Origin of the sequence: Bacillus sp. SIMBA_008 (assembly GCF_046535495.1) — a bacterium.
GTDB classification, from domain to species: domain Bacteria; phylum Bacillota; class Bacilli; order Bacillales; family Bacillaceae; genus Bacillus; species Bacillus subtilis.
Genome location: NZ_JAWRWL010001027.1, coordinates 1 through 246, shown reverse-complemented (window position 1 = coordinate 246; position 246 = coordinate 1). Strand labels below are relative to the sequence as shown.

The following is a 246-nucleotide window of genomic DNA, read 5'->3' as shown; positions in this document are numbered from 1 at the left end:
ACTCTGATCACGGGCGGCTCGACGACGGAGGTGGGACGGAGACCCAGTGTGAAGCGGCTCAACTGCCACGTCGGCGCTCCACTCCACGCATGGCAGCGACTCCACCGGTCATCGAACACTTCCCACCAGGTGGTGGCGCCCGACGTGAGCATCCACCCCCAGCCTTCGCGCCAGAGGTTCCGCACGGTCTCGCCGAGACCGGCATCGAGCAGAACCGGGATCGAGTAGTTCGTGAAGTAGGGAGTG

Annotated in this window: 1 pseudogene; it reads right to left on the bottom strand. The window is 65.4% G+C overall.

Annotated features, from left to right (window positions below):
* Positions 1-246 (bottom strand): annotated as a pseudogene (locus SB658_RS26525) (hypothetical protein); the annotation flags it as partial.